The organism is Paenibacillus sp. FSL H3-0457, assembly GCF_037981725.1.
GTDB classification, from domain to species: Bacteria; Bacillota; Bacilli; order Paenibacillales; family Paenibacillaceae; genus Paenibacillus; species Paenibacillus amylolyticus.
The window spans coordinates 4,143,790-4,167,895 of the sequence record NZ_CP150283.1 but is presented as its reverse complement, the minus strand read 5'-3'; the positions used below and the strand labels follow the sequence as shown (position 1 = coordinate 4,167,895).

Here is a 24,106-nt window from a genome sequence, read left to right as displayed (position 1 = left end):
TTTGAAAAAGAAAATTGGGATTATATTCATTATAATTTCATGTATAACAACTCTGTTCTCTTTATTCGAACTATCCGAGGGAACTGATGTGGCAATTATCAATGCATTTGTACTTTTTGTAAGTGGAATTGTTCTGCTTGTTATAGGAATTAAAATGTGTGGTCGACCTAAATTTCAACTTAAAGCCGATCAACATTATGATGACGATTCTAGTAGTAATGTGCAATATGACGGAGGTAACTATCACGAGGAGTATGAAGAAGTCGAGGAATCTCAAGAACCTTTATCCTTAATATGTTCAGGGTGTGGAGCTAGAGTAAAGGTATATCCTACTTCGTCTGCGGATTGTGAGTATTGCGGAACGACAATGAGGATTTCGTAAACCGTGTAGCGGACTAAATGACTTCTTTTACGGATACTTGTAATATACACTGCTAGGTAGAGTGTGATGTTTTAAGGAGGAAACGCGGTGAAGAAATTTTTTGGCATTTTATTCATTATCCTTTCGTCTGTGACGATCCTGTTATCTTTAATATTAATATCCGAAGGAACAGAAACGGCCATTATCAGTACAATTATTCTTTTTATCCCTGGGGTTATCGTACTTGTTACAGGCATTAAAATGTGTGGTAGACCTAAATCTCATTCTAACACTAATCCATACCAGCATTATGATTCTAATGATAAGCAAGATCAGGAAGATCAGCATCATGAGAAATATGACGAGACACCTCAAGAATCTGTAGCCGTGAATTGTTCAGGGTGTGGAGCCAAGGTAAAGGTATATCCTACTTTGTCTGCGGATTGTGAGTATTGCGGGACAACGATGAGGATCTCGTAAACTGCATAGGAGGAATCGTGTTGTTAAGGAAGTTATTTGGACTCTTTTTCATGTTTTATGCCATTGCTATACCCATACGATTACTTATGGAAGAGAATATCGTAGATCAATTGAATATAGTTCTTGTAGTTGAAATTATTATCGTTGAATTTTTATTTTTGTTTTTTGGTATTAAATTGCTTAGGAAAAAACGTGTTAAGAAAAAACGTGTCCCGGAACGAAAGTTTTATGGAGGAGACTATGGAGGTCATCTTGATCGCGAAAATGCGAATCCACGTACTTATTCAAGCTACAATAGCAACACCGTGAGTTACAGTAGTCATAATACTATTAACTATACAGAGATCAATTTTTCAGACAAGGAAAACGCTGAAGAGAAAGCCGAAGAAAAAGTTGAAGAGCCACAAAGGCCTGTTTCAGTGAGTTGCCCGGGATGTGGGGCGAAGGCAAAAGTACTTCCTAAGCAATCAACGGACTGCGAGTATTGCGGAACAACAGTTGTAGCAAATTAGAACGGTTCAGAATGGATACGTGAAGGGTTAAGCCTGATTCCTATGGAGTCAGGCTTTTAATCTCCTCAATTTAGAATCTCTAAAAGACCCTCAAACGATCAAGTCGTCATATAATTCCACGTGAGTTGCCTTAATGTAGTCCCTTTAATGAAACGTTTCGAATTTCACATTTATAATTAAGCCACATTATATTCAGTATTTGTAAGCGTTCTATTTTCTTGTTTACGAAAATGGGAAAATTATGATAACATATACACGAAACGTTTCGAATCCATTTGAAGGGAGAAAATCATGAAAAAAGTAAAACAATTCAGCTTCATTTTAACTTTTTGTCTGTTAGCTAATCTAGCTTTAACTCCTATGGCTTCAGCAGGTGACTCAAGCAATTTAATTGGATTTCGAACAGAATTGAAAGCGATTGCATATAAAACCTATACGTTTTTTGAGGACTATACGGATCAGAATACTGGCTTGACTTACGATGAAGTACGGCACACTGAAAACGGGATAGAAGAAGCTAAACGTACCTCGCCCACAAACATCGCAATGTATATGATGAGTACCGTTTCAGCGCAACAATTGGGCATTATTTCAAAGAAAGAAGCTGTACATCGCCTGCAAACAACTATAAATTCCCTCGAAAAGTTAGAAAAGTGGAACGGCCTATTTTATAACTGGTATAACACGGATGACGGTTCGGTGAAGAAAGATTGGGGCCAATTTATTTCCCAAGTCGATAATGGCTGGTTATCCGCTGGTTTAATTGTTGTTGGGCAAGCCTATGAAGAACTTCATGGGGAAACAAGCAAGTTGGTTACAAATATGAATTATACTCCGCTATATGATCCTGAAGTCGGCCAATTCCGCGGCGGTTATGATGTGGCTAAAGGCGCGCTGACGGACCACCATTATGGGATGTTTTATACGGAACCACGTGTAGGCAGCTATATTGCTATTGGGAAAGGTGACGTTCCTCAAGATCATTGGTGGAAGATGTATCGCACATTACCTCAAGAATGGGATTGGCAAGCTCAGATTCCTCAAGGCAAATCCGTTAAGTACGATGGAGTGGATGTGTTTGAAGGAAGTTATGTATACAAGGATAAAAAGTTCGTGCCAAGCTGGGGAGGCAGTATGTTTGAAGCTCTTATGCCCGGTATAGTCATAAAGGAAAAAGACCTGGGTACTCAAGCTTTGGGATTGAACAACCAGCGTCATGTCGAATTGCAAATCGAATATGCCAAAGAAAAAGGGTATGCCGCATGGGGCTTCTCACCTTCTGCCACTCCGACAGGTTACACTGAGTTTGCAGCAACGCCGTTAGGTACCTCAGGTTACAAAGATGGAGCAACGGTAACAGCACACGCAACATTCCTTGCTCTGGATTATGCCCCTGAAGCAGTTCGAAAGAACATTAAAGCTTTAAAGAACTTCAAAATGTTTGGCAAATATGGGTTCTATGACTCAGTCAATGTTGAAACGGGAGAACTTGCAAAAGCTTATCTGGCACTGGATCAAGGGATGATTATGGTGTCGATCGCCAACTATCTTCAAGATGGCGTTATCCGCGATTATTTTCACAGTGATGTGATAGGGCAGACGCCAGAAGAATTATTGAAAAAAGAAGTGTTTTCCATTCAATGAAGGGCTGCTTTAGATTAGAGCAAGATCACTAACAAAACGGGACGAAGATAAAAAGATGGGCGGAACGAAGCAGGGTATCAGCATGCTTCGTTCCGTTTTTGCGTTTAATATTGATAATGAAGTCGCAGATCGATTAGATTATGGAATTTATCCGGAAAAAGAAAAGGCATTTACAATGGCGATTTTAAGACTTGCGTTGTGGGGCATAAGCGCAAAGAAAGACGCGTACGCCTTCAGTGATGATATGTTTAGTTTGTTCCTCATCTAATGTCCCGATTTTTCCCGGTTGATTGAATACCAATAAAAACGTTAATGCAGCGAAGTGCTTTGCAGCCATTTTAGGATCAATCACATGGAGCAGTCCGTTTTGTCCAAACTCTGTAAACCTCCTGATAATCCCCTCTTCAGTTGCGTTATCCAGCCTTTCAAAAAACGAGTCTGGCAGGTTGGCAGCTTCCACCATAACCAGACGGATCAAAGCCTTGTAATCTGCCGAACCGTTTGCAGAAGCTACGATTTGCTCACAAAATAAAATGAGCGCCTGCTCAAGATCTTCGAATTTCAAGAGGTGGTCTGAAATCCCTTGCTCAATCATGACCAGAACCGCCGAACTGGATTCTTCCACAACGGCAAGTAGTAGGTTCTGTTTGTCGCCATAATAATCATAAACTGTCCGTTTGGAAACTCCGGCTTTAGTTGCGACCGCATCGACGCTGGAACGATCAAACCCGTCTGAAAGAAACAGCTCTCGTGCCGCTGCAATAATTTTAGCTCGTTTGTCTGAAGAGCCTTTGCGGATTTTCCTGTTTTCTGTATGATCCATTCTTACGTTTTCCCCCTTATATGTATATTTAAGAAATTGATTAGAGTCCTGCTTTACAAACTACACTGTACGGTGTAGTGTAACAAATGTAGCGTATCAAATCAATGCTCAAGGAGGTTTTTGTCCATGAATACCATACCGTCTGTTGTTGATGTTCTCATCGTCGGGGCCGGACCCACAGGGCTTACACTTGCCTGCGACCTTGCCCGTCGAAACGTCAACCATCGTATTATTGAACGAAGCACCGTGTATAACGTTGCATCTCGCGCCAAAGGAATCCAGCCTCGCTCGCTTGAAGTCATCGATGATTTGGAAGCCGTTCACTACATTGTTGATACAGGTGTTGTGGACTTGCCTGTTCGTTATTATACCGCAGATGGCAGAAGTGTGGACAAGCCGACTATTACCGTTGCAGCGAGCGACGAACTTGAGACACCCTATCGTGATCCGGTCTGGATTGCTCAATTTGATGTGGAAAAAGCGTTGCGCGACCGATATGCAGTATTTGGCGGTCAAGTTGAGTTGGGCATGGAAGCTGTAGGGCTTGTTCAGGATGTGGATGGTGTATCGGTAACGGTGAATACACCACAAGGAGAAGAGCAAATTCGTGCTCGTTATGTAGTCGGCGCTGACGGGGGCAAAAGCAATATACGCAAATTTATACACTTACCGTTGGTTGGGGAAACACATGATCATGAGCGATGGTATCTTGGCGATGTACGATTGGAAGGGTTAGATCGTGACCATATCCATATCTGGACTTCTTCGGAGGGGATGATCGGGGTGACGCCGCTGCCAAAATCCGATATTTGGCAACTGCAGGCTACAATTCCGGCAGCCATCGATGAACCAGAGCAGCCGTCGCTAGAGGTGTATCAAGCCATGTTTGACCGTCGTGCCGGGTCCGGACGTGTTCGGCTTACGGATGCTTCTTGGTTGTCCATCTACCGGGTCAACGTTCGTATGGTTGAATGTTACCGAAACAACCGGGTTTTCCTTGCCGGTGATGCGGCTCATGTTCATTCGCCGGCCGGTGGTCAAGGCATGAATACGGGAATACAGGACGCATACAACCTTGGCTGGAAGCTGGCGGCTGTCATACGCGGAGCGGACACCGCCTTACTTGACACGTACGATGAAGAGCGCCGCCCAGTGGCTCAAGCCGTGCTCAAAGACAGCACAAAGAAGATGGGAGGCGTCATAGGAACGGCGACAGAAGGCGGAGGGTTGTCCCAATCCTTGAGCACCATATCCGACGATCTGACGAGCGGGCTTCTCATTTCCTATCGTTCAAGTTCGCTTACCCGTCCGTCTGCTCGAACAAATGCTACCCTTTTACTTCCTGGGGATCGTGCTCCTAATGCTACGGGACTACAAGGCGCCAGGTTTGCGGGAAGTGTCTTTGACCTCTTGCGCGGCTCACACTGGACGCTTTTGGCTTTTGCAAACTACATTGATCCTTCTCTGAAGAACTTCACGAACGATGCACTCCATTTGCATTATATTCTGCCATCGAAGGTGGAGGGGGCGGAAGGCATAATAGACACTGCAGGGAATGCCTATCGAGTTTACGATGTCGCAAGTAAAGAACTTGTATTGATTCGTCCTGACGGTTACATCGCCTTGCGCACCTCCATTGATGATACCGCATCGATCCTGAATTACTTGAATTTGTGTGGCTTATCATAGGATCGAGCGACCCAAGGCTCTACCCAAGTCACGTCGTCTTATTGAAAATAGAGTGCAAGAAATTCTATTCATGCAAAAGAGGGTCCTGCCATTTTCATAACAGGACCCTTTTTGAGTAAACTAAAAATCCCTCAAACGATCAAATACCTCATATAAATCCTCGTGATTGACCTTAACCAAATCATCTTGACGCAGTTCCAAATGCTGCTGTAATTGCTCCAGCAACTCCGTTAGAACAACATAAATCTCTTCCCGCTCAACAGTTTCAATAAAGCCGGTCTTGGCATCCATCTTGTTGAAGGCCTGTGTGTAGTTCTCAACCATGGAGACGAGCTGTTTGTGTATAGCTTCCTGATTGTTCAAATCTTGACTTAATTGCCGGATTTCCTTCAAGCACTGCTTGTACAATTGAGCTGCTTTTTTGGCGTGTGCTGCCTTGATGTGGTCCCGTCCATCCCAATCCCGAAATGGATTGTTCAGGTTCTCTTCAAGCCATTCCGGTTTGCGTGCTTTGGTGATTTCCATATCAAGTCCGGCAGCAACGGATTTTTTATATCTTGTTTTGATCGATCTGGCTGCATCGGCAGGCAGGCTGGTTAGCCACAGCGTAGCCAATTTTGGAAGTTGCTCTGGATCAGGGAATTCTTCACCATTGAAGCCGAACAGGTCATATGTAGTGAAGGTCTGCAAATTTGCCAAATGCTGAATCGATTCTATATGGGATACATTGCCGGGTTTACCCCACAATCGTAACTCTGAAAGCTCAGGATAATACTGCACAAGTGGCTCCAGATGGAGTTCCGTGATATCTCTGATATACAGACCTTCAAGTCGTGAGATACCCGTAACCTGTGGCATGCCCGATGGAACATTGAGAGTGATGCATTTACCGTCTTCATAAGCCGCGATACGCAGATCAGGAGACAACTCTCCTGTGAAATTCAGACTTTTCATCTTTGTGTTCAAAATCAACTCCTTCAACCCACTGACATCCACAATAAGTCTGGTCAGGTGGCTCTTGCTGATATTGAGCATCGTTTGACCATGATGTATGATATGAAGTTCATTAATGAACGGGTTGTCCTCTATAAATGGAAAGATTGATTCCGTATATCCATCCATTTCAATATGTGTCAGACAAGGTAGCTTTGCGAGTTCGGCTACATCTTCAGAAGATGTAGGGCTGAAATCGCGGAGTGTACTCGTACTGCGCCGCATTACACGATCGCCAATCATCACTTCTTCGTCATCATCCGCAGCTTGTTTGAACTGCGCTCTTCGGATCGAATCGATACCTTCCCATTCACGCTGGAGATAGAGACTTTCTCCGATCGGCCAGCCTCCGCCATACGTATTTGTTTCCTCGGTGTAGAGAGGAGGGATGTTGCCTGCAAGCACATACTGTGAAGGAACATTAGCACTCACGAAACTATGGGCAAGTCGGTCATTCCAGAAATAGAAATTACAGATCAGCGGTTTCATCTGATGAAGATGCATTTCATTAGGCAGTTGATCACCAGTCCAATCCAACTGAAGGACAGAGGCAATCGTGTCAGAAGTTTTACCCTCCGTTTCTTTCAGTCCAGTTACCTGACAGGCTGTATATTGTTGTAATTTTTCGACATACACGCAGTATACATCTCCAACATTGGGGATCATGTTATGCTCCTTTCGTTCTGCACCAATCGATGCTAAGCTACTTGTAAACCACGTATTCTGCAGAACTAATAATAGATGAATTATATCAAAGTCATTCAGAGACTACCATTTTGGGATAGGGTCGAATAGGCTTGAATACTTTTATAAAAAGGAACGATGTCTATGGATACAAGTATGAGCCGTAACAAAAAACTGGGTGAGTTTTTGAAATCACGGAGAAGCCGCATTCAACCGGAACAAGTTGGATTGGCAGGATCTTATGGACAGCGAAGAACACCCGGTCTACGGCGGGAAGAAGTGGCGGTATTGGCTGGTGTCAGTGCAACGTATTACACGTGGCTCGAACAGGGTAGAGAGTTGGCGGCTTCACGAGAAGTGATGCAGAGTATAGCGAATGCGCTCCGTTTAAACCTTGAAGAGAAGAGTCATCTGTTTGACTTATGGGACCCTAATACGGAACATGAATTCCTTGCTTCGTATTCGCAACTGGAGCCAGGGTGGCAGAGCATTATTGGCCAGCTGACTCATCCTTCCTTTATTACCAATGAACGCTCTGAGGTACTTGCCTGGAATGAAGCTGCAGATACGAATCTTTTCAACTTCTCGTCGATGAATGTGAATGATCGTTTAATGATGCGGATTTTATTTCTGGATACAGCGCTCAGGGAGCGTATGCACAACTGGGAGGAATTCGCGCGGCACTCGGTAGCCGTATTCCGTACGTATTATGACAAGTATCCGAGTGACCCCGAATTTAGCAGAATCGTGAAACAATTGAGTGAAGAAAGTGTAGATTTCCGAACGATTTGGAACCTGCACCAGGTTGAATTAAAACAAGTCAATCGTGTCCTGCTTGAAACGACGGATCGGGAAGATGGCGTTGTGCATGCATATGATATCTTTTCCATGAATAATCTGAACAGCCAATCAGGCATTCATTGTTGTATTTACGTTCCTGCTGCCATATAGAAAGTTAATCAAACTGGTAATTTCTTTACTAGCATAAACAGAGTGTGGTTGGGGTCTCGGAAGTGAAATAGAATGAACTCAAGTTCATACGTATCTAGTTAACGTTTCTATTTCAAGATGAAAAGAGGGAGCCTCATGCTCAAAACAAGAACACTGGGAAATGATAAATTACGAATATCTGCGCTCGGCCTGGGTGTGATGATGATGCCGGATAATGACGAATCGGTACATACCATTCAGGGTGCGCTGGATGCAGGAGTTACCATGTTTGATACGGCGGATCTGTACGGAGAGTATGAAAAACAGCGATTTGGAGGGAATGAAAAATTGCTTGGACGCGCGCTTCAAGGTCGAAGATCCAAGGCAATCGTTGCCACCAAATTTGGTATAACACACACGCAGGGCCCAAAGGGAGATCCAGCCTACATCAAAAAATCAGTAGATGCGAGTCTCTACAACCTGGGAATGGACTATATCGATCTGTATTATCAACATCGTCCTGATCCGAATACACCCATTGAAGAGACGGTAGGCACACTTGCCGATCTGGTTCAACAGGGGAAGATTCGATATATTGGTTTGTCCGAAGCGCCAGTAGAGATCATTCGGCGTGCACATGCTGTTCATCTGATTACAGCGTTGCAGACCGAATATTCATTATGGAGTCGAGAGCTTGAGGATGAGATTATGCCTGTCCTGCATGAATTGAACATTGGCTTGGTTCCATACAGCCCTTTGGGGCGGGGCTTCCTGACAGGTCAGATCCGTTCTATAGACGATCTGCCGGAAGATGATTATCGTCGTCACTATCCGCGTTTCCAAGGTGAGAACTTTCAGAAAAATCTGGAGGTTGTTGGATTGATCCAAGAGATGGCTAAGCAAAAAGAATGTACGGTCTCTCAACTTGCTCTGGCTTGGTTGCTTGGAAAGGGAGAACATATCGTTCCGATCCCGGGGACTCGCAATCTGGAAAGAGTTCACGAGAACTTAGGAGCGCTGCAGGTGTCGCTTACGGATGATGAGATGAACCAGATAGATCACATATCACCCCAAGGCATTGCAGCCGGAGGCAGATTCCCTGGTCAAGTCTAGTTTGTTTATACAAGATTCTAAGAAACCTAAAGTTCAGGATTAAAAACAATATATAACATGTGTCAACGGTATTATCTTTCTATTCTCCGGCATACAGTACAACAATGAGATGTATGCCCAAGGAGGAGAAATGATCGTATGATGAATCCGATTTTACAAGCCCCGAATGTTCCGCTGGCAGCCGATTCCAATGCGGTTGTCAATTATCAGAGGGATTCACGCAACTATGTAACCCAGTTGTTTGGAGAACAGCTGCCGACCATTGCGAATGGGTTCTTCAACGTATACTTAAGCAAAGGAATCATTGTGCAGCCGCACTGGCACACCAATGTCACGGAGATGGTTGTGGTCATCACCGGTGAAATTACAGCGTCAGTCTTCAATCCGTTTACGCGTGAACGATTGACATATCGTCTGAAACCAGGTCAGGTTGTGGTATTTCCGAAAGGCTGGTTTCACTGGTTTGTCGCTGAGACAGATGATGTATATGTCTTAACAATCTTTGATCAACCAACGCCCGATATTGTATTTGGAGCGGATTTCTTGGCAGCTACACCGCCGGAGGTGGCTCACCGCGCGTACTGTTTGGATGAAGAGGCATATGCGAGAGCTGTTGCTTCCATTAAAAATGATGCGATTCTGGGCCCTCCAATAGGGTGTGATACACAGGTTTCTGATCAATCGACCTCACCTTCCAAGACGTCCGTGTCACCATCCAATAAGCTGAAATCTTAATTCAATATTCCGTATTCATGATCAAAGTACACAGCCTGTAACTGGAGAATATCAGTTGCAGGCTTTTTGATGTGTCGATGTAATAATCGTATGAAGTCCATAGAGGGGCTGGTATTCTATTAGAAAAAATTCAAAATGCCTGAGTCAGTGGGTTACGTTCTCTGTTAGTATAGTATGAACATCCAACCAAAACGGAGGACTCACGAATGAACATGTCAGAAATGAAAACGCTTGAAACTGCAATGAGTTATGCACCTATTTTGATGTTTGACAGAGCCGAACCCTTTTATCCTGATTTTGTTGGCATTTCTGTGTTGCATCAATCTGGGCCTTCACCATCGTTCAGAAGGGACATTAAGTTTCCGACCGAGGTAGTACAATATGTAATTGAATATGCAATCTGGTGGGATTATGAGATTGGACATCTGTATGAAATGGAGCATGTATGGGTTTATGTGGGTCATGACGGAGACGTAGTAGACTGTGAAGCCAGTTTTCATGGGAAGGTGCTGCGCGGATTATTGAAGGAACGGGTCAATGTGGTTGGACATCATGTATGTCTGTACTCACAGCCTGGCAAACATGCTTTCTCACCACTTCCGGTTGTATTTGAGTTATTGCCAAATCTGTATAGTGCAGCAGGTGCCGAAGCTGGATGTGATGGGCTACTTGTGAATGAGTTGTTTCAAGATTATTTTGAAACAAATGAACAGATCGATGCTCAGGTGGAGCGTTATCTACAGACCAAAGCGTTTGTACCTACCATGGAGTTCGAAGAATATTTACTAAAACCGGAGATGTTCATGACGTGGGATAATCTGTTTGGAATTATTCCGCACAGGATTAAGGACCGCTTAATGGAACTGGAGCAGCTATATAACACATAAGTAATTAGTTTTAAACGGGTTTAATGTTAATTTAAAGTGTATTTTTTCGCTTCAAAACCAAACTTTGTTGATTCGGGTTTGGTTTTTTTTATGGGAAAATGGACTCAGTATAAGTAATCATTTATTAGACTAAGGTCTTGAAATGTTGAGTGTGTACAGCAAAAATACATAATTTTTTGTGTGGACAATGATATTTGTTAGGCGTAAGAACTATATAAATTCTTGTATAAATAAAAGAAGATCATGTCACATGAAATTTTGTATAGAGATGTATGTGAAAGTCAATGCAGAATGCTGAATATACGTATATATGTAAGAAAAAATAACAATTTAATAGGTAAAAAGTATAAATTATATTAAAAAGAAGAGTCTTTATATCTGAAATAAAAATTCATAATAGTGCAAATTTATAGAAATAAAAATCTCCTATTCAGTTTTAATATATTTATGTCGAAATAGATCGTAAGTTGTCTGGAGCGCGACCTAGAGAAGGGTTTACCAAGCGTTATATACATAACTGGACACTACGATGCCTAGGAGGAGATTACATGAAGTGGTTTGGAAATTTGAAAACAGCAACAAAGATTATCTCAGCGTTTTTAGTTGTGTCGATAATCCTTGCGGCGCTTGGCGTCTACTCTGTAGTAACATTGAGAAGTACGAATGAACGAATGCAAGAGATGTATAACAACAATCTAATCTCTGTCAAAGAATTATCATCTGCTCAGATTGATTATCAAAGAATGCGTGTGAACGTGCGTGATTTGAGCTTCGAAACCGTTGAAACCGAAAAAACTCGGATCACGGAGAACATCGCTTCGATCCGTCAGAGTGTGAATGATCGCCTGACCATCTATCGTCCGCTTGCAACAACCCCTGAAGAAATAGAGTTACTCCGTAATTTTGATGCGGAATATCCAGGATATTTAACAATGTTTGAACGAGCAACTAATCTGGCTGTCGCAGATGATCAAAGTGCCTTTAATACCTTCCTTAAATCTGAGCTTAAACCACAAGGAGACAGGATTGTAGAACTCCTTACCAATTTGATCGACCTTAATGAAAGTATGGCTGAACAGGCGAATATACAATCTCAGGCTGCCTATTCACAAGCATTTAAAGTAACGATAATTCTTGTGGTTCTGTCCGTACTCTTCAGTATTCTCATTGGATATATCATCTCTCGCTCCATTTCGAAGCCGCTCATGGCTATGCTGGGTCTAGCTACGGAAGTTGCCAACGGAAATCTCACCCTTAAGTCAGACATATCCAGCAAAGATGAAGTGGGTCAACTAGCCGCGGCACTGAATCGGATGGTCGATAATCTGAAAGAGTTAATTAACAATATCGTGATGAACTCCCAAAGTGTTGCTGCTTCTTCGGAACAGATCTCAGCCAGCACACAGGAAATTGCGAGCACCAGCACAAGCCAATCCAGTGAGGCGGGAAATATCTCCGAATTGTTCAAGGAGCTTTCACTTGCCATTAACTCCGTCGCTGCAAGTGCGGAAGAAGCGGCTGAACTGTCCAACGATACGGTGAAGACTGCTCGTGAAGGTGGACTTGTTGTACAGACTTCATTGGAAGGTATGCAAGCTGTTAATACAAAAATGACCAAGCTTGAAGATGATTCTCGTAAAATCGGTGACATCATTGAAGTGATTGACGATATTGCTGAGCAGACCAATCTGCTAGCGCTGAATGCTGCAATTGAAGCGGCACGTGCCGGAGAACAAGGACGAGGATTCGCCGTAGTAGCAGATGAAGTCCGGAAGCTTGCCGAACGAAGTGGCGAGGCGACCAAAGAAATTACAGCCATCATCAAAGCAATGCAGGAAAATACGAGACAAAGTGTACAGGCTGTAGTAGCCAGTGTTGAGCAGTCTTCCATGACTGGACAGGCGTTTGATCAGATCATTGATATGGTCAATAACTCTTCACAGAAAGTAAACGAAATTGCTGCTGCATGTGAAGAAGAAGCAGCCCAAGCCGCAGAGGTGATGAGCTCTGTTGAATCCATCTCGGCTTCCAGTGAGGAATCCGCTGCAGCGTCTGAAGAGACAGCGGCAACATGCCAATCTCTGGCACGTCTGGCGGAAGAACTGGCGAATTCTGCAGCTGCCTTCAAAACAAATTAATAAAATTGAATTGAGGGTGAATCGATGTCTTCACTTCAGAAGGAACAATATATTGAACTGTCTGTAGGTGCAGAGACTTGCGCCATTCGAATCGAAGAAATTCACGAAATTATTAAAATGCTTAGCATTACAGATATTCCATTTAGCCGCCCAGAGATCAAAGGGGTAGTTAATCTGCGTGGCAAGGTTGTATGTGTGATGAGTCTGCGGAACCTGCTGGGTATGCCGGATGAACCGGACACCAGAGCAACGCGTATTATCGTAGTTCGACATCAGGAAGAATATATTGGCTTGATCGTGGATCGGGTGAACAAGGTAACCACATATTCCGAAATTCATCCGCCAACCGGCGGATATGGTCGTAACCGTGAAGGTTTATTCCATGGTGTGGGTCAACAGGAAGACAAGCTTGTGGGCATTTTGAAACTGGACGAAATATTGGGCGGTTAGGGAGGTATATACGAATGATGGATTTGTCTGCCTACCGTGACATCTTTATCGAAGAACTGAATGATCAACTGGAACGTATGGATCAGTCTTTATTGGCATTGGAGCTTTCGCCATCTGTAGAACTGGTTCAGACGCTGTTTCGGGCAGCCCATACTATCAAGGGATCGGCATCCACAATGGATTTCCGTGAATTAAGCGACCTCACGCATGAAGTGGAGTATGCTCTTGAATGGGTCCGGGAGAAAAAACCGGAGATGACTTCGGAGCTAATTGATACGTTGTTCCGCTCTTTGGACGCCATGAAGGTACTTCGGGATCAGTACATTCGTGGGGAAGCCTATGCAGATTTTCGAGCAGTAGTAAGAGAAATAAAGGATTTAATTCAGACTCCGGCAGTAGTCGGAAAACTTATAATACCTCAATTGCAACCAGCAGAATCGATTATGGCACAGGTAGCTATTGTGTCAGGGAAGCAGTTATTGTCCATTCATGTTGTGCTGGAGCAGAAGTGCATGATGAAAGCGGCCAGATATCATATTTTACGACAACGCATTGAGGACATCTGTGGTACGGTTGTCGCTACTTCGCTCATGGAGAGTCAACCGGGCGCGCAGAATGAAGATGATCATTATGGTCAGTTCATCATCATCGTAGCAACGTCGAATGACCAACAGCAGCTTAAGGCAGAGCTGTCTTCAGACTCGGATATTCATATGCTGGAGATTGATCCATATCTGCTGGAATCCAATGAGGTTGCAGCGACGTCTGCACCACTTGAATTAATCTCTGAAACAGAGCAAACGAAACAAAGCTTTCCTACCGTGAATACAACTGGGCCGGATGAGAAAGTGAAAGCTGCTCAACCTACAGTTCGTGTGAGTGTTGAACGTCTGGACCATTTGATGAATTTGGTCGGTGAACTGTTAATTGATCAGACATCCCTTGCAGATCTGAGTGGATCGGGTGCGCGAAAGGAGTCTTCAACACTCATCCGGAGTATTAGTGGTGTATCCGATCATATGGGCAGGGTAATCAAGGAACTCCAAGAAGGTGTAATGAAGACACGGATGTTACCCATTGATCAACTATTCAGTCGCTTCCCGAGATTGGTTCGTGACCTATCACAGAAGCTGGGTAAGGATCTGGAACTGGTTATTCAAGGTGGAGAGACTGAGCTTGACCGGATGATTATTGAAGAACTGAGTGACCCGCTGATCCATCTCATCCGCAACAGTGCAGATCATGGCATTGAAAGTGCAGAGATTCGGGCGGAGAACGGTAAGCCGTCCAAAGGACGTATTACATTAACTTCGTTTCATGAAGAAAATCATGTTGTCATTCGTTATTCGGATGATGGCAAAGGTATCGATGGTGAGAAGATTAAAGCTTCCGCCTTGGGCAAGGGCATCATTAGTGAGGAACAGGCTACACGCCTAACAACACAGGAAGCTGTCCACCTCATATTTGAACCTGGCTTCTCGACGGCTTCTTCTGTCAGTGAAGTATCAGGACGCGGTGTTGGAATGGACATCGTGCGTAGTCAGATCGGGCGACTCAACGGCATCATTGATATTGATACGGAGGTTGGTGTGGGTACCACGTTTACGATTCGTCTACCGCTCACACTGGCGATTATTAAAGGTCTGTTAGTCAAAGTATCGGGTCGTGTGCTGATCTTGCCGATGTATAATGTTGCTGAGATTGTTCGAATTTCACCTGAAGATATTCAGATGATCCAGGGGCAACAAGCGATCCTGAATCATGGACGAATTGTACCTTTTCACCGACTGTGCGACAGGCTCAACTATCTACGAACAGACCGCAAATCCAAGACCATTCCACTGGTGATCGTGCGTTCCGTTGATAAAATTGCAGCTTACGCAGTAGACGAGATTATAGGAAATCAGGAAGTCGTTATTAAGACACTCGGTACGTATCTGGGAGCGATGAACCATCTATCTGGAGCAACGATCCTCGGTAATGGTAAGGTTGCCCTTATATTGGACGCGTCCTATCTGGTGAGTGTTTAATCGTTAGATAAACACAAATTTTTATGCAGGCCAAAAAGCCTCATCATCCATAACTGGACGGTGGGGCTATTTGTTGAACCTTTTGACATTGTGACCACTCAGGATTTGAAAATGAGATCCATAAACCGGTTGGCTGCCAGAGAGATCGGCATATTGCGTTTGGTCATAATCCCCACATGGGAAGGGGGGAGCGGGACATCAAGCTGAATTTCGAAGAGAGAGCCTTCCTCCAGCTCTTTGGAGATGAATTCACGTGTGACATAGGAAATACCCAGTCCTCGACGCGCAAACTCAATCAACAGATCAACACTACCAACCTCAATCTCAGGTTTCAACGTGTAATTATAGCTGTTAAACAACTCAGTTATAGCCATCCGAACACGGCTGTTCCGGGAGAAGAGGATCAGTTGATGCTCCAGAAGCATCTCAAGTGTCATGATTTTACCCTTCAACTGAGCATAACGTTCCCCAGCTACAAAACAGTCCTTCAACTGAATACTTTCCCTGACTTCTAGCTGTGGATCAACAATGGGCATCCGAACAACACCAAGATCGATCTTGCCTTCTTTCAGAAAGGTGATGACTTCCGGCGTAGTTCCATGACTCAGATGTAGCTTGATGTTAGGGTACAAGGTGTGGAATTCCTCTAAATACGCCAGCATGTAATGCTTGAATAGGGAGTCACTGCCACCAATCCGGAGTTCACCATTGTCGAGATTCTTCAGTGCGGCCATTTTTTCTTCCGCAAGGGAGATCAGAATCTGGGATTGTTCAATATAGGAGTATAGACTGGCACCTTCCTGTGTCAACGCTACACCCTTGGAATTTCGATAAAACAAGGTAAGACCAAAGCTCTCTTCCAATTGCTTAATGGCATGACTGACGCTGGGTTGAGTGATATACAGTGCTTTCGCAGCCTGTGTCAAACTTCCCGTTTTGGCGGCCCAATAAAAGACTTTATATAGTTCGTAATTTGTAGTCATAGATGTGGTCTATAGCTCCTGTGAAATATATTAATTACTTGTATGGCTATAAAACGTATTATAGTGTAACTACAACAAAGAAACCAGAGTTACTTGGAAGGAGAACGGTAAGATGGAACCAACTACCATTGTTTTATTTGGTGCAACTGGCGATTTAGCCAAAAGAAAAATATATCCTGCCTTATATAACTTATATCTTGAGCAGAAGCTTCCTGAAACCTTCTCATTGATTGGTCTGGGGCGTAGAGATTGGTCTGATGAATTCTTTCAGGCACAAGTGGAAAAATCATTAAATGAATTTTCCAGACGCCAAGCTGATCCTGAAGTTGTGAAGTCATTTGTGAAAGCTTTCCGCTACAGTGTATTGAATATAAGCCATAAGGAAGATTATATAAAGCTGTTGGGATTAGTTGAACAAAGAGAAGCTGAACTTGGCATTCCGTCCAATCGCTTGTTTTATCTCTCGGTTGGTCCGGAATTTTTCGAACCGATTGCCGAGAACATTCAAGAAAGTGGACTGGGTTCCACAGAGGGATGGAAACGCCTCGTTATCGAGAAGCCATTTGGTCACGATCTACAGTCCGCCAGAGACCTTAATCGCAAATTAAGCGAATCGTTCACGGAGGAAGAGATTTATCGGATTGACCACTATTTGGGCAAACCGATGGTACAGCGTCTGGAGACGTTGCATCAGAGTAACCCAATCATGAAGGCGTTATGGAACAACCGTTACATCTCCAATGTGCAAATTACGGCGAATGAGACTGTAGGTGTCGAAGAACGTGCATCCTATTATGATCATGTTGGTGCAGTGCGAGACATGTTCCAGAATCATATGTTGCAATTGCTCATGATGATGGCGATCCAGCTTCCATACAACAGTACTTCCGAAAAAGTTGGATTGAAGAAAAAACACATTATGGAATCGATCCAGCCGTTACAAAAACAAACTGTGGGCGCAAACATCATCCGTGGACAGTATGCAGAAGGCAACATTCAAGGTAAACCGGTAAATGCGTATACTGCTGAACCGGGTGTAGCCGAGAATACGATGAATGACACATTCATTGCTGCCAAATTGCAAATTGATGATTTCTTCTGGCGTGGTGTTCCGTTTTACATTCGCACGGGTAAAAGAATGAAGGAGAAATCAACACGTATCGTGATTGAATTCAAAGAACCTTCAGGACAGACAAATGTGCTGAAAAATAAGGGTTCCAAGCCAAACCTGCTTGTCATTGAGATGAGTCCGGATCAGAGCATGACATTGCAACTGAATGCAAGTGATCCTGAGAATAAAGGTGAATTCAAACCGGTTCATATTGATCTTTCTCCGGACAAAGGTGACCTTGCGGAAGCTTACGAGAATCTGATTCGTGATGCTTTGCTGGGTGATCCAACCTTCTTTGCCCACTGGGATGAAGTAGAATTGTCATGGGCATGGGTGCAGCCAATTCTGGATGCATTCCAGGAAAATCTGTTGCCACTTCACCTGTATCCTGCGGGTAGCTATGGACCGGTTGAATCAGATGTTATGCTTGAAGAAGAAGGTCACCACTGGTGGTTTGATGAGCCGGCGGATCAGGAGTCTGTAGTTACAAATAGCATACCCTTGGCGGTTAATGCAAATCTCTAAACCAAAATAAAAAATATATCTGGAGGTAATTTAATCATGAAATTTTTTATCGATACAGCTAACGTGGAAGATATCCAAAAAGCATACAAAATCGGCGTATTGTCTGGCGTAACAACAAACCCATCTTTGGTAGCTAAAGAAGGCGTGAAATTCGAAGATCGTATTGAAGAAATCTTGCGTTTGGTACCTGAAGTGGAGTCCGTTTCTGCGGAAGTGACACCAGATGCCCTTACTGCTGAAGAAATGATCGCGCAAGCAGACGAATTGATCAAAATTAACAACAGCGACAAAAACATCACGATCAAATTGCCGATGACACTAGCAGGACTTGAAGCTTGCCGTTACTTGACCAAAAAAGGTGTGAAAACCAACGTAACGTTGATCTTCACTGTGAACCAGGCACTTCTGGCTGCTCGTGCTGGTGCAACATATGTATCCCCATTCCTGGGACGTCTTGATGATATCTCCGAGGATGGCGTACAATTGGTTACCAAAATTGCTGAATTGTTCCGTACACATAACCTGGATGCACAGATTATTGCGGCTTCTGTAAGACATCCGGATCACGTTACACGTGTAGCGATGGCTGGAGCACATATTGCTACTGTTCCATTCTCCGTCATTGAACAAATCTCCAAACACCCACTGACAGATCAAGGTATGGACAAATTTGCAGCGGACTGGAAAAAAACAGTACAATAATCACTGAACATATATTCGTTTCAACTTACAATAAAACTATATAAATCATGGAGCATTGGGAGGACATAATGAGTAAACAACAGATTGGTGTTATTGGATTGGCAGTAATGGGTAAAAACCTGGCTTTGAATATTGAAAGCAAAGGTTTCTCGGTATCGGTATTTAACCGTTCCCCAGAGAAAACGAACGATCTTCTGAAAGAAGCAGAAGGTAAAAACCTGACAGGTGCGTTCACTATTGAAGAATTCGTGGAATCCCTGGAGTCTCCGCGTAAAATTCTGATCATGGTGCAAGCAGGTAAAGCAACAGATGCAACGATCGAGCAACTGCTTCCTCATCTGGATCAAGGCGACATTATTATCGATGGAGGTAATGCTTACTTCCCTGACACACAACGTCGCAGCAAAGATCTGGAAGAAAAAGGTTTCCGCTTCATCGGCGCAGGTGTATCCGGTGGTGAAGAAGGCGCACTGAAAGGCCCGGCAATCATGCCAGGCGGTCAGGAAAGTGCTTATCAGTTGGTAGAACCGATCCTTACAGCGATCTCTGCCAAAGTTGGCGATGACGCTTGCAGCACATATATCGGACCAGACGGTGCCGGACACTATGTGAAAATGGTGCATAACGGTATCGAGTACGGAGATATGCAGTTGATTGGTGAAGCTTATCACTTGCTCAAATCCGTATTGAACGTTTCCGTTGAAGAGTTGCATGAGATCTTCACCGAGTGGAATCAAGGGGAGCTGGACAGCTACCTGATCGAAATCACGGCAGATATCTTCTCCAAATACGATCCAGAAACAGGAAAACCAATGGTTGACGTTATTCTGGATGCGGCTGGACAAAAAGGAACAGGTAAATGGACAAGCCAAAGTGCGCTGGATCTCGGCGTTCCATTGTCCATGATTACGGAATCCGTATTCTCCCGTTTCCTGTCTGCCATGAAGGACGAGCGCGTAGCAGCTAGCAAAATCCTGAATGGACCAGCGACTGAAGCGTTCTCCGGCGACAAAAAAGCATTCATCGAGAACGTGCGTAAAGCATTGTTTGCAAGTAAAATCGTATCCTATGCACAAGGATTTGCACAAATGCGTGCAGCTTCCGATGAATACGGCTGGGATCTGAAATACGGTAACATTGCCATGATCTTCCGTGGTGGTTGCATCATCCGTTCGCAGTTCTTGCAAAACATTAAAGAAGCATATGACAAAGATGCTGAACTCAAAAACCTGCTGCTTGATCCATACTTCCAAAACATCATTGAGTCTTATCAAGGCGCATGGCGTGAAGTTGTAGCGGCTGCTGTAAAACAAGGTGTGCCGGTACCTGGCTTCTCCAGTGCTCTGTCATACTACGATAGCTACCGTACGGAGCGTTTGCCAGCAAACTTGCTGCAAGCTCAACGTGACTACTTCGGTGCTCACACATTCCAACGTGTGGACAAAGAAGGTTCATTCCACTTCCAGTGGATGGACACGAACGAGTAATTTTAATTCCGAAAATATAGCATTCCTGCAGTGGTCCTTGAATTTAATTATTCAGGGCTGCTGCGGGAATGCTTTTTCTCGTTAAAGGTTCGAATTTGAATATCATCAAATTGTAATAAAATGTACGAATCTGGGTTTGGCAAACAGATGATCTGACTCATCAACTACGTTATACTTGTTCAGACGGACCTGTGTCCGTAATGAAAATTCAGAATACAACTTATTGACGTGGAGGTTAGGCCAGGCATGTTCGTATTAGCAGGACTATTATTTGTGGTGGTATATGGTTTATTAGTATTCTACATAGGCAGGAGTGGCTGGAGTTGGATGAAACCTGTCGTGTCAGCCAGATTTCGGTGGTTTTATATTATAGCGCTTGTATTTCTTGCTGTTTCTTTCATTTTGGCACGATTGTTTAGCAGCATCTCTTTTCTCAGTATCATCGGTTCCTACTGGCTTGCGATGTTCTCGTTATTATTGCTAATTCTGCCTGTAGTTCATTTGACACTGTGGTTACTAAGATTAACCCGAATTCCAAGACATCATGCAAACAAGTGGGCAGGTGTCGTTACGCTCGTGTTACTAGTGTCCACAATGGGTTATGGAATTTTCAACGCCTACAGCCCGGTAGTCAGAACATATAATATCCAGATTGATAAAAAAGTAGAAGGTGTAGACAAGCTCAACATTGTCATGGCTGCCGATATGCACTTTGGACTTCTATCTGGCCCTGCACATGCCAAACGCATGGTGGAGGAAATTAATGCACTGAAGCCGGATCTGGTGCTGTATCCTGGAGATATTATTGATGACAATCTGGATATGTACCTCAATAGCGGAATTGCCGATATTATCAGTGATATTCAGGCCCCATACGGCGTCTATGCTTCACTCGGGAATCACGATAAGTTTGATGGTCCCATTGAAGATCTGATTGCTGCACTGGAGAAGAGCAACATGCAAGTTCTGTACGATGACAAAATCGTTTTGGATGACAAGATCACTCTGATTGGACGGAAAGACCGAACAGAGAAGGATCGGACAGAAGTAGCTACTTTAATGCAAGGTACTGACTTGAGCCAACCGGTACTAATGATGGATCACCAGCCTTATGATCTGGATATTGCGGAGCAAAACAATATAGATCTGGTGGTATCCGGTCACACCCACCGTGGACAAATTGCCCCGGCTCAGTTCATCACACAGGCGATCTACGAGAACGATTGGGGTTATCTGCAAAAGGGCTCTATGCACTCCATCGTAACCTCAGGATTTGGCTTCTGGGGACCTCCAATTCGCACAAGTAGTCGTTCGGAGATTGTACAGATTAATGTGACGTTCCAGCAATGATGAAAGGCCCTTCGAAAGAAGGGCTGCCTAATAAGCACGTCAAGCGTAGATTGATGATACCGGCTCCGCTTTTATGATGACAAGATTAAATCTACTGTCGTCATAAAGCGGAGTATTTCTTATGCGATTTTCAATGGGCGCTGGTTGATTATCAAAATAAAACGGCTCGATCTCCCGGAAATCGGCGCTTCAAGCCGCCTGTTTCTTATTATGTAAGTTAGTTTCTTACCCCTTTTGAAGGAATGGCTTCAAACGAATAAAATGCGCCTTTTGTATTGATTTTACCGATAAGCGTTGTGGCTCCTTTTTTCGTGAAGGTGTACTCGTTCTCTTGGATACGAACGGAATAACCTTTTAGCTCAATACCAAATATAGATCTGACTGTAGGTACAGCGATAGATAGCGCTTTGTTTTTGCTGAGCTTGGGCTTGGCAAAAGACTTTTTGAAATCAACATCATTTTTCCAGTTGATACCTAATTCGTTGGTGACTTTCCATACCTTTCCGGTCTTGCTGCCGATATGTACGTAATTTAGATTGTCGTCATCCCTATACTGCCATAACATATCTTTTCCTTCTACGGTAAATAAGGTGTAATCAAAAGCTTTTACTGAGGGTATTCCAAGTGTTTTGAGTGAATTTCGTGCTATGTTTGTCATCCAGGCATAGGAATCATCGATTTTATATTGCAGAATTGCCGACATTTGATTATCTTTGTCCACATCGATGTAAAGTTGTTGACTTGGTCCAAAGATGACCCAGTAGTTTTGGAGTAAATGTCCATGGTCCTGATCATTGGCTTTGAAACGCCAAAAACCACTTTTAATGAAGATATCTTCATCCTCAAACGTTTTTAGGAAGGCATCAAGCTTCAGGCGCAGCGCATTATCCATGACTTTATTCAGATCAGCGTTATCATACATGATATGGGTGGACGCGACACGATTTGTATCAGGATCGTATGTTTGTGTGAAATAGGCGAACCCGGTTCCATCAATAGTTCCGTTAATGACCCACGGATCAAATGATGTGTCTATTGTGGTGAATTGAATGTTCTGTTTCCCCACGAGTTTAACTAGTTCATCACTCAGAAGTTGTTGTGTCTTCCGATCCAGCTGGTCAGCGGACATGTAATTCTCTATTAACGAGAGTTCATTGGATTTTGCGGCCAAGGTGGGCGGCGCTGATAACAATAGCGAGATGACAGCAATGACGGCGGTAAATGAAGTGATTTTTTTCAAAGTGAATCCTCCTGATTAGTTTGGGTCATATTATTAAATATCAAAAATTATATCTCATTTCAAAATAACATAAAAGGTAAATGTTGCATATGATCTAAAAAAGTGGAATAGAGCGGCAGTATTTTTGGGTTGACACCGTTTTCAGGTTATGATAAATTATATCCGAGGCTTGTTACCGGTAATGCGGGCAAAACCACTATGGAAATGATTTTATTATTTCTGTTTTGGTTTTGCCCTTTTTTATTCCTCAAAAAAAACCAGGTGGGTCCATAATGATTATTAAACAGATATTTAATAACAATATTGTCAGTACCGTGGATGACAAAAATCAGGAACTACTGATCCTCGGCCGGGGTATCGGATTTAAGTTCAAAGCAGGCGATGAGATTGATGAAGAGCGGATTGAGAAGGTATTTCGTCTTCAGGATGCATCGATTTATGAGAAATTCAAATCCATCGTAGCTGAAGTGCCGATTGAGATTCTGCAGGCAACAGATGATATTGTGACACTGGCACGAACGCAATTGAACAAAACCATCAGTGACGGGATCTATGTCTCGCTGTCTGATCACATTCATTTTGCTGTTCAACGCTTGGAAAAAGGAATGATTACTCGTAATCCACTTTCTTGGGAAGTTCAGCACTTCTATAAGGCGGAGTACGATGTGGCCAGAGAAGCACTGACCTTGCTGAAGGAAAGACTGGATATTGAGTTTCCCAAAGATGAAATCTGTAATATTGCCTTACATTTCATCAATGCGGAAGTCAATGATTCCATGAACGATGTCACCCATCTGATGCAGCTGTTGCAGGAGATCATGAATATCATCAAATATCACTTCAACGTCGAATTGGATGAAGATAGCGTCAATTATTTCCGCTTCATCACACATTTGAAATATTTCTGTCAGCGTGTCATTACTCATTCTTTACATGATGATGCCGAGGAGTATTTATATGAAGTGGTTCGGAAAAACTATCCGGAGACATTCAAATGTATTGGCAAGATCGAGACTTTTATCCATAAGAACTATCAGTATGACATGACTCACTCTGAGCAGTTATATCTAACGCTCCATCTGGAACGTTTGATGAAAACCAAGCGGGACGAAAAGTCCACGCAATAGAATCAAATTACAACTGGATATCCTATGGGCTTGTTACTGTTCAATCAGGCAATACCCGAATGAGATGGCGCCATCCATATGCGCTAGATTCGTTCGGGTATTTTTTATTGGA

21 protein-coding genes are annotated in these 24,106 nt (G+C 43.5%); 17 read left to right on the top strand and 4 right to left on the bottom strand.

What is annotated here, in order from left to right; translation table 11 throughout:
• Nucleotide 1 precedes the first annotated feature (1 nt).
• The 4 genes from MHH25_RS18360 (at nucleotide 2) to MHH25_RS18345 (ending at nucleotide 2,997) form a co-directional block, all read left to right on the top strand.
• Nucleotides 2–382, top strand: a complete 381-nt coding sequence (locus MHH25_RS18360) for a hypothetical protein (RefSeq protein ID WP_340017747.1) — start codon at nucleotides 2–4, stop codon at nucleotides 380–382.
• A gap of 87 nt (nucleotides 383–469) precedes the next feature.
• On the top strand, nucleotides 470–841 hold the full coding sequence (locus MHH25_RS18355; protein ID WP_074095557.1) for a DUF3784 domain-containing protein: 372 nt from the start codon (nucleotides 470–472) through the stop codon (nucleotides 839–841).
• Nucleotides 842–861: 20 nt separating this feature from the next.
• Nucleotides 862–1,353, top strand: coding sequence for a hypothetical protein (locus MHH25_RS18350; protein WP_340017746.1), 492 nt, complete (start codon nucleotides 862–864; stop codon nucleotides 1,351–1,353).
• Nucleotides 1,354–1,644: 291 nt separating this feature from the next.
• The gene (locus MHH25_RS18345) at nucleotides 1,645–2,997 is read left to right on the top strand and encodes a glucoamylase family protein (protein WP_340017745.1); all 1,353 of its coding nucleotides are present in this window, start codon (nucleotides 1,645–1,647) and stop codon (nucleotides 2,995–2,997) included.
• A gap of 184 nt (nucleotides 2,998–3,181) precedes the next feature.
• Here the strand turns inward: MHH25_RS18345 and MHH25_RS18340 are convergent, their stop codons facing one another.
• Nucleotides 3,182–3,820: a TetR/AcrR family transcriptional regulator gene (locus tag MHH25_RS18340; RefSeq protein ID WP_340017744.1), complete on the bottom strand. Its 639-nt coding sequence runs from the start codon at nucleotides 3,818–3,820 to the stop codon at nucleotides 3,182–3,184.
• Nucleotides 3,821–3,946: 126 nt separating this feature from the next.
• On the opposite strand from MHH25_RS18340, the gene MHH25_RS18335 reads away from it, so the two are divergent.
• Nucleotides 3,947–5,509: an FAD-dependent monooxygenase gene (locus MHH25_RS18335; protein ID WP_340017743.1), complete on the top strand. Its 1,563-nt coding sequence runs from the start codon at nucleotides 3,947–3,949 to the stop codon at nucleotides 5,507–5,509.
• A 120-nt stretch (nucleotides 5,510–5,629) separates the two neighbouring features.
• Here MHH25_RS18335 and MHH25_RS18330 read toward each other — a convergent pair whose 3' ends face one another.
• Complete coding sequence (locus MHH25_RS18330; protein ID WP_100527314.1) at nucleotides 5,630–7,168, bottom strand: hypothetical protein; 1,539 nt, start codon at nucleotides 7,166–7,168, stop codon at nucleotides 5,630–5,632.
• A gap of 162 nt (nucleotides 7,169–7,330) precedes the next feature.
• Between MHH25_RS18330 and MHH25_RS18325 the strand changes: the two genes are divergently transcribed.
• The 7 genes from MHH25_RS18325 to MHH25_RS18295 all read left to right on the top strand — a co-directional run bounded on the left by MHH25_RS18325 (nucleotide 7,331) and on the right by MHH25_RS18295 (nucleotide 15,469).
• Entirely contained in the window at nucleotides 7,331–8,137 is an 807-nt protein-coding gene (locus MHH25_RS18325; protein WP_340017742.1) for a helix-turn-helix transcriptional regulator, read from the top strand.
• A gap of 135 nt (nucleotides 8,138–8,272) precedes the next feature.
• Nucleotides 8,273–9,229: an aldo/keto reductase gene (locus tag MHH25_RS18320; RefSeq protein ID WP_340017741.1), complete on the top strand. Its 957-nt coding sequence runs from the start codon at nucleotides 8,273–8,275 to the stop codon at nucleotides 9,227–9,229.
• Between the two features lie 138 nt (nucleotides 9,230–9,367).
• Entirely contained in the window at nucleotides 9,368–9,964 is a 597-nt protein-coding gene (locus tag MHH25_RS18315; RefSeq protein ID WP_036613444.1) for a cupin domain-containing protein, read from the top strand.
• Nucleotides 9,965–10,170: 206 nt separating this feature from the next.
• Nucleotides 10,171–10,851 carry a hypothetical protein gene (locus MHH25_RS18310; RefSeq protein WP_340017740.1) on the top strand — a complete coding sequence of 227 codons (681 nt, stop codon included), beginning with the start codon at nucleotides 10,171–10,173 and terminating at the stop codon, nucleotides 10,849–10,851.
• A 548-nt stretch (nucleotides 10,852–11,399) separates the two neighbouring features.
• Nucleotides 11,400–12,989 (top strand): methyl-accepting chemotaxis protein, encoded by a 1,590-nt coding sequence (locus tag MHH25_RS18305; protein WP_076250086.1) that lies wholly within the window; start codon nucleotides 11,400–11,402, stop codon nucleotides 12,987–12,989.
• Nucleotides 12,990–13,013: 24 nt separating this feature from the next.
• A complete protein-coding gene (locus MHH25_RS18300; RefSeq protein WP_017687852.1) occupies nucleotides 13,014–13,439 on the top strand; it encodes a chemotaxis protein CheW in 426 nt (141 codons plus the stop codon).
• Nucleotides 13,440–13,453: 14 nt separating this feature from the next.
• A complete protein-coding gene (locus tag MHH25_RS18295) occupies nucleotides 13,454–15,469 on the top strand; it encodes a chemotaxis protein CheA (protein WP_340017739.1) in 2,016 nt (671 codons plus the stop codon).
• A gap of 98 nt (nucleotides 15,470–15,567) precedes the next feature.
• On the opposite strand, the gene MHH25_RS18290 is transcribed toward MHH25_RS18295, so the two are convergent.
• Nucleotides 15,568–16,452 carry a LysR family transcriptional regulator gene (locus MHH25_RS18290; RefSeq protein WP_036613457.1) on the bottom strand — a complete coding sequence of 295 codons (885 nt, stop codon included), beginning with the start codon at nucleotides 16,450–16,452 and terminating at the stop codon, nucleotides 15,568–15,570.
• Between the two features lie 112 nt (nucleotides 16,453–16,564).
• Between MHH25_RS18290 and zwf the strand changes: the two genes are divergently transcribed.
• From zwf to MHH25_RS18270, 4 genes are all read left to right on the top strand, one after another.
• The gene (gene zwf, locus MHH25_RS18285) at nucleotides 16,565–18,088 is read left to right on the top strand and encodes a glucose-6-phosphate dehydrogenase (protein ID WP_036613459.1); all 1,524 of its coding nucleotides are present in this window, start codon (nucleotides 16,565–16,567) and stop codon (nucleotides 18,086–18,088) included.
• 36 nt (nucleotides 18,089–18,124) lie between these two features.
• Entirely contained in the window at nucleotides 18,125–18,790 is a 666-nt protein-coding gene (gene fsa / locus MHH25_RS18280; protein ID WP_036613461.1) for a fructose-6-phosphate aldolase, read from the top strand.
• A 68-nt stretch (nucleotides 18,791–18,858) separates the two neighbouring features.
• Nucleotides 18,859–20,277 (top strand): NADP-dependent phosphogluconate dehydrogenase, encoded by a 1,419-nt coding sequence (gene gndA, locus MHH25_RS18275; protein ID WP_340017738.1) that lies wholly within the window; start codon nucleotides 18,859–18,861, stop codon nucleotides 20,275–20,277.
• Between the two features lie 246 nt (nucleotides 20,278–20,523).
• Nucleotides 20,524–21,627, top strand: coding sequence for a metallophosphoesterase (locus tag MHH25_RS18270; protein ID WP_340017737.1), 1,104 nt, complete (start codon nucleotides 20,524–20,526; stop codon nucleotides 21,625–21,627).
• A 217-nt stretch (nucleotides 21,628–21,844) separates the two neighbouring features.
• Here the strand turns inward: MHH25_RS18270 and MHH25_RS18265 are convergent, their stop codons facing one another.
• The gene (locus tag MHH25_RS18265; protein ID WP_340017736.1) at nucleotides 21,845–22,867 is read right to left on the bottom strand and encodes a hypothetical protein; all 1,023 of its coding nucleotides are present in this window, start codon (nucleotides 22,865–22,867) and stop codon (nucleotides 21,845–21,847) included.
• Nucleotides 22,868–23,139: 272 nt separating this feature from the next.
• Between MHH25_RS18265 and MHH25_RS18260 the strand changes: the two genes are divergently transcribed.
• Nucleotides 23,140–23,994, top strand: coding sequence for a PRD domain-containing protein (locus MHH25_RS18260; protein ID WP_340017735.1), 855 nt, complete (start codon nucleotides 23,140–23,142; stop codon nucleotides 23,992–23,994).
• Nucleotides 23,995–24,106 lie beyond the last annotated feature (112 nt).

Excerpts from the sequence above, each read along its gene's own strand:
- MHH25_RS18345 (WP_340017745.1), top strand. The coding sequence starts at position 1,645 with ATGAAAAAAGTAAAACAATTCAGCTTCATTTTAACTTTTTGTCTGTTA.
- MHH25_RS18340 (WP_340017744.1), bottom strand. The coding sequence starts at position 3,820 with ATGGATCATACAGAAAACAGGAAAATCCGCAAAGGCTCTTCAGACAAA.
- MHH25_RS18335 (WP_340017743.1), top strand. The coding sequence starts at position 3,947 with ATGAATACCATACCGTCTGTTGTTGATGTTCTCATCGTCGGGGCCGGA.
- MHH25_RS18330 (WP_100527314.1), bottom strand. The coding sequence starts at position 7,168 with ATGATCCCCAATGTTGGAGATGTATACTGCGTGTATGTCGAAAAATTA.
- MHH25_RS18325 (WP_340017742.1), top strand. The coding sequence starts at position 7,331 with ATGGATACAAGTATGAGCCGTAACAAAAAACTGGGTGAGTTTTTGAAA.
- MHH25_RS18320 (WP_340017741.1), top strand. The coding sequence starts at position 8,273 with ATGCTCAAAACAAGAACACTGGGAAATGATAAATTACGAATATCTGCG.
- MHH25_RS18315 (WP_036613444.1), top strand. The coding sequence starts at position 9,368 with ATGATGAATCCGATTTTACAAGCCCCGAATGTTCCGCTGGCAGCCGAT.
- MHH25_RS18310 (WP_340017740.1), top strand. The coding sequence starts at position 10,171 with ATGAACATGTCAGAAATGAAAACGCTTGAAACTGCAATGAGTTATGCA.
- MHH25_RS18305 (WP_076250086.1), top strand. The coding sequence starts at position 11,400 with ATGAAGTGGTTTGGAAATTTGAAAACAGCAACAAAGATTATCTCAGCG.
- MHH25_RS18300 (WP_017687852.1), top strand. The coding sequence starts at position 13,014 with ATGTCTTCACTTCAGAAGGAACAATATATTGAACTGTCTGTAGGTGCA.
- MHH25_RS18295 (WP_340017739.1), top strand. The coding sequence starts at position 13,454 with ATGATGGATTTGTCTGCCTACCGTGACATCTTTATCGAAGAACTGAAT.
- MHH25_RS18290 (WP_036613457.1), bottom strand. The coding sequence starts at position 16,452 with ATGACTACAAATTACGAACTATATAAAGTCTTTTATTGGGCCGCCAAA.
- zwf (WP_036613459.1), top strand. The coding sequence starts at position 16,565 with ATGGAACCAACTACCATTGTTTTATTTGGTGCAACTGGCGATTTAGCC.
- fsa (WP_036613461.1), top strand. The coding sequence starts at position 18,125 with ATGAAATTTTTTATCGATACAGCTAACGTGGAAGATATCCAAAAAGCA.
- gndA (WP_340017738.1), top strand. The coding sequence starts at position 18,859 with ATGAGTAAACAACAGATTGGTGTTATTGGATTGGCAGTAATGGGTAAA.
- MHH25_RS18270 (WP_340017737.1), top strand. The coding sequence starts at position 20,524 with ATGTTCGTATTAGCAGGACTATTATTTGTGGTGGTATATGGTTTATTA.
- MHH25_RS18260 (WP_340017735.1), top strand. The coding sequence starts at position 23,140 with ATGATTATTAAACAGATATTTAATAACAATATTGTCAGTACCGTGGAT.